Raw genomic sequence first — 6,281 nt, 5'->3', positions numbered from 1 at the left:
CATATCGGCTGTTGCGACGATTCAAAAAACCAGCATGCCAGTAAACACCATGCAGCGACGGGGCACGCGGTGATCCAGTCGTTTGAGCCGGGGGAAAGCTGGATGTGGTGTTATGAGCACGAGCTGCAGGTGGGCTAGGGTGCAGCTATTTCGCGTAGCTAAAGTCGTAAACAAGAGTTCTAATGAGCGCTGCGACAGGTATATTTAATGGAGCAGGAAGGTCATATGGAGCGGGCAATGGAAGCTGGTTTTGTGGGTGGATTTGCCACCTTATATTGCACCCATATGCGGTATAAATTACGTTATACGGTGCGCGACGTCGCGCTCATTTCCGCGATCGTCCTCTCGAGCTCATTTCTGCTGTCGCATGCTTGGGCGAACAGCACACCGCCCCCTGCGGGAACTGCGGGAGCGCGACTGGTGTTCGAAAAATCGACTGTTTCGATCTCAAACGAACAAAGGTCGGCGCTCGACCATGCAGCCGAGGAAATGGTGGCGAAGTGCGGGCCGGACTGGGCCGCAAAGTCTTGGGTACGCATCGAATACTCGGTTGCCCCTATGTCGCTTYCTCGGCGAGATTATCAACTCATTGGAACGCGGGCAGAGCGCGTTCGCGAGTACATGAAGCGGTTCAATCCCAAGCTCACGCGGGTGTTGATTGATATATCGGAGAGTCCATTTGACGACACTGCTGGTAGTAAGTTTGATCACTCGATCGTTGTGTCCATGATGTGCAGCCTGTGAATGCCCTGCATAACATGTCAATCGACGCGGACCCACAACAGCAGGAGGCGGCTCCGCCGCAAAGGGTGATGGTCCGGTCATTTTTACGTTAGGCAGCAGAAAAAAATGCGCGCACCTGGTCCTTCGAGCAACATTACTCAGTTGGTTTTTTGTCGCGAGAACGTTGATCCCGACGTCGTGACAAATCGGCTCGGGTTGGATCCATCGGAAGCTGTGAGGCTTGGTGAGTGCACAACGACGGGCGTTAGAGCGGGATCCGCGTCGCCGGTTGGTCTGTGGAAACTGGATCTACCAGAGGCTGGCGAAGATCTCACGGTGGAGCAGCAGTTGGCCAAGTGGATTGGACTCCTTCAGCCGAGGTCTGCGGCGCTAAGCAGCCTGCGGTGTGAGGGTTACTCGCCTTATCTGGACTGCCGGGCAGAGCAAGGCTCGTTGTCGCTTTGTATCGCGCCTGATGTACTCGCGTCACTTGGCGAACTGAATGTCTCACTTAGCATCTGGCTTTATGAGCAATCGTGATCGCCAACTGACTAACATGACAATCGACACGTACCCACAACATCAGAAGGCGGCTTCGCCGCAAGTTGTTGTGGTCCGGTCATCTTCACGTGAGGCCGTAAAAAAATACTCTCTGTCTGCCAATTTCCGTCAGCCGCAGCGTGACCAGTCCTAACCGGTTGCTGGTGTCTTTGCTTCGCGTTCACCAAGCCGCATGCAGATCGGTATGTTTACGACTTTAATTGCTCGGAATAGCAGCGGGCGGGGGCGCCGCCTTGGTGGTCTTGGTGAACTCCGTCGAGGCCACCATCACCGGGCTTGATTTCGGGCTGCGCTGCCAATGCTCGTCGGCTGCTTTTTCAATCGCGTCCTTGTCGTAAACGCCTTTTGAGAGGTCAGCCCATACATGCACATAGGCCCGGCACCAGGCGTTCCTGGCCTCATTGACCTTTTCTTCGGAAAGTTCCGGAGTGGCGCCAGGGTTGGGATCGGATTCGGTGGCCATGCAGCCATCGTAGCTGCCGATGGCTGGCGAGTCTACTGCTGTGAGGGCGCAAAGAGCCGGCCCGTGGCAGACGTTACCTTACCTCACGCAACCTATCCCCTCAAGCGCAACCCTGACATCCGCCGGCCCCCGCACCTGAACCGCCTGAAGCCCGGCGGCCCTGGCGCCTTCGACGTTGTCGGGGTGGTCGTCAAAGAACAGGATGGCGTTGAGCGGAACGCCCATCGCGTCAGCGACGTATTCAAAAGAGCGGCGCTCAGGCTTGCGGTAACCGATCTCGGACGACACAAAAATTCGCTCGAATGACTGCGCCAGGCGGGGGTAAAGCGCGGTCCATACCGCCTGATGTGTGGCGTTGGTGTTGGAAAAAACATAGCACGGGAGATGGTTACGCGCTTCCTGCACCAGGTCGAGCGTCTCGGTGATCTCGTCGCCGAAAATGGCGTTCCAGCCTGCGGTGATGTGTGCCGGATTGTCTTGAAGCTGCAAGGCCTCGGCCAGATGGGCGAAGTAATGCGCCGCCGTGATTTCGCCGCGCTCATGCTGCTGGTAGGGCAGATCGGCGCTGAAGGTGGCTTTCAGCTCTTCGAGCGATAGCCGGGAGATTGGCTGCCAGTGCTCAAGCACGCGGTTGAAATCAACATCGATCAACACGCCGCCTAGATCGAACAGCAGTGCCTGGACTTTGGTGGTTTGCATGTTGCTGGGTTTTATGGGTTTTTGTAGGTCTTGTCGCTGTGCGGCGCAGCCAGGAATTCAGGCAACTGTTCAGCCCGGGCAGAGAACTCACACAGGGCTGGGTAGTCAGCCGCGTTCACTACCTCTGGAATCATGGCCTGCGTGAAGTGCCATGTGATGCCCGTGGTCACGCCGTCCTGGCCCATGGTGCCGCTGGTCGCCGCCAGCGGTTTGCGCCGAAGTTCTGATTCCAGTTCACCATAGGCCGCCAGCAACTGGCCCGTCACACGAGACACCCAGGGCTGGTGCAGCTTTTCAGCGGGGCGCAGGTTGCGCTCATAGATGATCTGCACGCTTTTTTCACAGGCGGCCATGGCCAGGCCAATCACGCGCAGTGCCTGCTGGCGTTCGGCAATGGCCGCCGGCATCAGGCTTCTGGGCGGCGCCTGCTGCACGGCCAGCGCCTCGGCGTAGTCGATGATCAGGGTGGAGTCCATGAGCACCGTGCCGTCGTCACACACAAGTGAGGGCGCTTTGACAACCGGGTTGATCTGCCGGAATTTCTCAAAGGTGCTGAAGACCGAGACCGATTGATGTTCAAAGCGCAGGCCGAGGAGTTGCAGGGAAATGGCTACGCGGCGAACGTAGGGCGAGTCGAGCATTCCTATGAGTTGCATGGCAGTTCCTGTTCAGGGTTTACCGGTCACGACGGATTTGTCTTTATGAGGAAGAGGCGGCGACTGGACCATGAGGTCGCGCACCGAGCCAATGGCCAGCGCCAGAAAAGCGGCGGCGCAGAGTTTGTAAGTGACCTTGGCCCACCGCATGCCGGCGCGGCGAAAGATCCTGTCAACCACTGCCGCGCAGAAGAAAGCCCATACCACCGACGACACCATGAAGCCCACAAAAAAGATGCCGTAGTCGGTGGCCGTGGGTTCATGGATTCCCACGGCGCCCAAGGCGCTGCCGAGCGCGGCCCAGTAGGCAATGTTTTGTGGGTTGGTGATGGACAGGAGAACCCCTGCGCGCATGGCCTTTTGGGGTTCGGCCGTTGCCGGGTCCGTTAAAGCGAATTCCTGGCTGGCGCAAAGCCATGAGTCGCGCGCAAGCCAAAAGAGATACAGCGCCCCGGCGATACCGACGGGCCAGCGAATCCACTCCAGCTGAAGCAGCAGCCCGATCCCGACCAGCCCGAGCAGGGCCCACAGCGCGTCGCCGGCCAGTGAGCCGATTTGTACCGCCAGGGCAGGCCGGAAACCGCCGCGCACGCCCTGGCGCACCGTTTCGGCAAAAACAGCACCCGGCGCGGCATTGAACAATAGCCCGAGCAGGAAAGCGGAGATGAAAAGAGTGGTCATGAATGCGAAGGGAATATAGGAAGACCTGACGTTTATACCGCGCAAGCGGCATACGCGCAGGCCTTGTGCGGGCACCGGATGTGGCGTCCCCAAGCCGGCCGCCTCAGCGCGCCGGGAAGGTCGGGGCCAGTTCCCGGAATTTTTCGACCTGCCACGCGAACTCCCCTTCAAAAGCCGACGGGTCGTTGACCGCGTAGCCGCCGTAGCCATAGACGGCGGCATAAGCCGCGTAGCCGGCCGCATCCAGGGCCCGGCCAGCCAGTGCATTGGCCACGGCGTAGGTGGCAGAGACGGCTGCGTGGGCCGCACCGTCAATGGAATTGGATCCTCTGTGGCTGTTGGCCACCGCGGCGACTTCCTGCGCCGCCTGCGCCAGGGCGGGCCTTTCCAGTTTGCCGTCAACGAAAGCCTGAAGCTGTGCCAGGCAATCAACGGCCCTGGGGTCTTCCAGCAAATGCTGCACGCGGCTGGCACACGCCAGGCCAAAGGCCAGCCGGAAGGCTTCCTGACCCGGTTCATCAAGATGGATGCTGGCCGCCAGGCGCGAGAGCTCGTGGTTCATGGCAATTGTTTCGAGGTGCGGGTATTTTGCGGGACTGCCGGACTGAATTTTCGGGGCAAGAGCAGGGCCGCCAGGTATTGCTGGCGTTTCGCAATTTCCAGCACGAGCAGCGGCAACGCGACACCCGCAGCCAGGCTTGCCGCTCCAACGAGGTAGTCGTTGTGGCTGAAGCGGGAAAGCAGCAGGAAGGCCCGCCCCTGCGCGACGGGATGAAACACCAGGATGAGCAGGCTGCCGGAGCCGATGTAGGTCAATGGGCGCTGCAGCCGCGGATACCGCGCCAGCAGTGCAGAGATGCAAAGCACCATATAAATGCCCAGCGCGGCCTGCAGTGTCGCGATGAGCGGCTCGCCGTAGATGCGCAGATTCAGGTCCATGGTCTCGTTGAAGTGGTAGTGCAGCGCCGCAAAGGCAATGGCCGCGGCAAGCAGCCTGATGGCGTTGAATTTCACGGCCATGACCTGTTCGCGCAGCAGAAACCCGAGCAGCAGGCAGGCCGAGCTGATGAAGGTCAGATCAAGGCTCCAGGGCAACCCCGGCCAGCGGGCAAGGCCCATGAAATGCAGGCTGGCCGTGTCGATTTGCCAGAAGCTCCCAACCCAGCGGATGCCCGCGGCCAGCAGCATCGAGGCGGCCAGAAAAACCCAGCGTGCGCGGCGTTTGGCGGCCCTGGTGGCGCGCAGGATGGCCATGGCCGCCACCGACGCGACAAAGAGGTGCGGCAAAAACCAGAGCGGTGCCCACGCAATGGTGGGCGCGGTGGCATACAGGACGCCGAAAAAATAATCAGAGGCGCTTGTGTCGGCGGTAGGAACCATGCCAGGGTCAAGCGCCATCAGGATGCCGACCAGCGCCAGCACGACAAAGTAGGGCTTGAGAAGCGCGTCGGCCCGCGACAGCGCAAACTTGCGCAAGGAATCGGAATCTTTCAGGAACAGGCCGGAGAGGAAAAAGAACAGCGGCAGGTGAAACGCGTAAATCACCCGGAAAAGTTCGCCCTTGTTTTCCAGTACCAGGCTGTTGTGGCCAAGCACCACCAGGATGATTCCGATGCCCCTGGCGATGTCGACGGTGGCGTTGCGGTGCGTGTGTGTCATGGTGTGGATCAATCCGAAAATGACGGCCTCAGACCAGGCGCCTGATCGATTTTTTCTTCCAGACCAGCCGGTAATAAGCCGTCTGCAGACCCAGCATGGCGATGAAGGTGACCGGATAGGCCACCCAGATGCCGTTGATGCCGATGCGGTGGCTCATGAACCAGGCGACGGGCACCTCCACCAGCGCGATGCAGAAGATGGCGATGCCGGTGGGCACCAGTACCGAGCCGCTGGCGCGCATGATGCCCGAGAGCACCGTGGCCATGCCAAAGATGACGCTGCTCCATAGCATGATGTGCAGCAGCGTTTGTGCCACCTCAATCACCGGTTCGCTGGTGATGAAAAAGCCCATCAGGTGGCGCGAGAACAAATAGCCCAGCAGCACGAGTGAGCCGGTCAGCACCAGGTTCATCAGCAAACCGGTGCGCACGATGGTGCCCAGCTTGTCGGTGCGGCCCGCGCCGATCGCCTGCGYGCCCAGGATGGAAGCGGTGATGGCAATCGAAATCGCCGGGAACTGCACATACGCCACCACCTGGTTGACGGCGCCGTAGGCCGCTGTGGCGTTGGAGCCATAGCTGTTGACCAGCGAGAGCAGGGCGACTTCAGCCAGCGCAATGACAATCATCTGCACGCCGGTAGGCACGCCGATCTTGAGCACGGTTTTGAGGATGGGGCCGTTGATGCGCATGTGGCGTACAAATTCCGCATCAGGTGCCAAGGGACTGTGGATGCGCCGCAGCCTGAAGGCCAGCCAGGCCGTGGCCGTCACCATCGACAGCACCGAAGCCACTGCACCGCTGGCCACCCCCAGCTGCGGCAGGCCGAACCAGCCGCGG

At 60.2% G+C, this 6,281-nt stretch carries 10 protein-coding genes; 3 read left to right on the top strand and 7 right to left on the bottom strand.

Annotated features, from left to right (window positions below; genetic code table 11):
• Positions 1 to 3 precede the first annotated feature (3 nt).
• From AC1D1X_RS13195 to AC1D1X_RS13185, 3 genes are all read left to right on the top strand, one after another.
• On the top strand, positions 4 to 138 hold the full coding sequence (locus AC1D1X_RS13195; protein ID WP_477698428.1) for a UBP-type zinc finger domain-containing protein: 135 nt from the start codon (positions 4 to 6) through the stop codon (positions 136 to 138).
• Positions 139 to 207: 69 nt separating this feature from the next.
• Positions 208 to 744: a hypothetical protein gene (locus AC1D1X_RS13190; protein WP_477698427.1), complete on the top strand. Its 537-nt coding sequence runs from the start codon at positions 208 to 210 to the stop codon at positions 742 to 744.
• A 105-nt stretch (positions 745 to 849) separates the two neighbouring features.
• Complete coding sequence (locus tag AC1D1X_RS13185; RefSeq protein WP_477670806.1) at positions 850 to 1,263, top strand: DUF4279 domain-containing protein; 414 nt, start codon at positions 850 to 852, stop codon at positions 1,261 to 1,263.
• Between the two features lie 217 nt (positions 1,264 to 1,480).
• Here the strand turns inward: AC1D1X_RS13185 and AC1D1X_RS13180 are convergent, their stop codons facing one another.
• The 7 genes from AC1D1X_RS13180 to AC1D1X_RS13150 all read right to left on the bottom strand — a co-directional run.
• Entirely contained in the window at positions 1,481 to 1,747 is a 267-nt protein-coding gene (locus tag AC1D1X_RS13180; protein ID WP_477670805.1) for a hypothetical protein, read from the bottom strand.
• A gap of 78 nt (positions 1,748 to 1,825) precedes the next feature.
• On the bottom strand, positions 1,826 to 2,446 hold the full coding sequence (locus AC1D1X_RS13175; protein ID WP_477670804.1) for an HAD-IA family hydrolase: 621 nt from the start codon (positions 2,444 to 2,446) through the stop codon (positions 1,826 to 1,828).
• Positions 2,447 to 2,457: 11 nt separating this feature from the next.
• Positions 2,458 to 3,102, bottom strand: a complete 645-nt coding sequence (locus AC1D1X_RS13170) for a glutathione S-transferase (protein WP_477670803.1) — start codon at positions 3,100 to 3,102, stop codon at positions 2,458 to 2,460.
• 12 nt (positions 3,103 to 3,114) lie between these two features.
• Positions 3,115 to 3,783, bottom strand: a complete 669-nt coding sequence (locus tag AC1D1X_RS13165; RefSeq protein WP_477670802.1) for a LysE family translocator — start codon at positions 3,781 to 3,783, stop codon at positions 3,115 to 3,117.
• Between the two features lie 103 nt (positions 3,784 to 3,886).
• Positions 3,887 to 4,345, bottom strand: a complete 459-nt coding sequence (locus AC1D1X_RS13160) for a putative immunity protein (protein WP_477670801.1) — start codon at positions 4,343 to 4,345, stop codon at positions 3,887 to 3,889.
• Positions 4,342 to 5,442: an acyltransferase family protein gene (locus tag AC1D1X_RS13155; protein ID WP_477670800.1), complete on the bottom strand. Its 1,101-nt coding sequence runs from the start codon at positions 5,440 to 5,442 to the stop codon at positions 4,342 to 4,344. Before AC1D1X_RS13155 ends, AC1D1X_RS13160 begins: the two co-directional genes overlap by 4 nt.
• 28 nt (positions 5,443 to 5,470) lie before the next feature.
• Positions 5,471 to 6,281 (bottom strand): MATE family efflux transporter (locus AC1D1X_RS13150; RefSeq protein ID WP_477698426.1); only part of this gene is annotated, 811 nt, incomplete at its 5' end.

It is taken from the genome of Polaromonas sp. P1_G4 (assembly GCF_056405475.1).
The sequence above is the reverse complement of the archived record's forward strand: the minus strand, read 5'-3'. Positions and strand labels throughout refer to the sequence as shown.

Excerpts from the sequence above, each read along its gene's own strand:
- AC1D1X_RS13185 (WP_477670806.1), top strand. The coding sequence starts at position 850 with ATGCGCGCACCTGGTCCTTCGAGCAACATTACTCAGTTGGTTTTTTGT.
- AC1D1X_RS13180 (WP_477670805.1), bottom strand. The coding sequence starts at position 1,747 with ATGGCCACCGAATCCGATCCCAACCCTGGCGCCACTCCGGAACTTTCC.
- AC1D1X_RS13175 (WP_477670804.1), bottom strand. The coding sequence starts at position 2,446 with ATGCAAACCACCAAAGTCCAGGCACTGCTGTTCGATCTAGGCGGCGTG.
- AC1D1X_RS13170 (WP_477670803.1), bottom strand. The coding sequence starts at position 3,102 with ATGCAACTCATAGGAATGCTCGACTCGCCCTACGTTCGCCGCGTAGCC.
- AC1D1X_RS13165 (WP_477670802.1), bottom strand. The coding sequence starts at position 3,783 with ATGACCACTCTTTTCATCTCCGCTTTCCTGCTCGGGCTATTGTTCAAT.
- AC1D1X_RS13160 (WP_477670801.1), bottom strand. The coding sequence starts at position 4,345 with ATGAACCACGAGCTCTCGCGCCTGGCGGCCAGCATCCATCTTGATGAA.
- AC1D1X_RS13155 (WP_477670800.1), bottom strand. The coding sequence starts at position 5,442 with ATGACACACACGCACCGCAACGCCACCGTCGACATCGCCAGGGGCATC.